Consider the following 884-nt stretch of genomic DNA (forward strand, 5'->3'; position numbering starts at 1 on the left):
ATATAATCGCACTGCCCACTCGGTAACCCATCTCTTGTACCTTTTCGGGTACAGGTTTACGTGTAATGGCCTCAATAGCGAAAAAGAGCAAATGCCCGCCATCTAACATAGGCAGCGGTACTAAATTAATAATGCCTAAGTTCACACTGATTAGAGCTAAGAAACCTAGGAAGTAAACCAATCCATAATCTGCTGTGGTGCCTGCACCTTTAGCAATGGAGATAGGTCCGCTTAGGTTGTTTAACCCTACATCACCCACGATAAGCTTCTTGAGCATCGTCAGTGTCAGGTCAATGATCTGACCTGTTTTATCAATAGCTTTTCCTACAGCTTCAAATACACCAAATTGCAGTTCAAAGCGATAGTCTTCAGGCCATTCTGCGACTTCTGGAGCAATACCAGCATAACCGATTGAACTGCCATCAGATAACTCGCGAGATTTAGGTGTTAGCGTCAGCTCAGTCTGATAACCATTTCTATCGACAATAACACTTAGTTCTTGGCCTGGGTTTGAGCGAATAGCTTCAACCACCATCGGCCAATCATTAATCGCCGTACCACTTATATTGACGATCTGATCACCCGCCTCAAAGCCCGCAGCATAAGCGGCACCATCTTCGATAACCTGAGCCAGTACTGTAGAAATCTCAGGTGAGAAAGGCTTAAAGCCCAACGTTGACATCGCTGATTCTGTCTCTGGGTCAAAAGACCATTGCGTCAGGTCGAGAGTCAGTTGCTGCTCATTACCAATGTTGCCCTCTGAGGCTACGGTCACCGTCATGCTCTCATCACCAATATGTGAGATCAGACCAATGTTCACAGATTCCCAATCAGCGGTTTTGATTCCTGAAATAGATTTAAGTTCCATCCCAGATTCAATTCCT

Annotated in this window: 1 protein-coding gene; it reads right to left on the reverse strand. The window is 45.1% G+C overall.

The genetic code is table 11. The annotated features are described in order from the left end of the window. Positions 1 to 884: RIP metalloprotease RseP (rseP, locus tag KIV40_RS31000; RefSeq protein WP_285353135.1), on the reverse strand; the 884-nt coding region annotated here is incomplete at both ends.

Source organism: Vibrio sp. D173a (assembly GCF_030248475.1).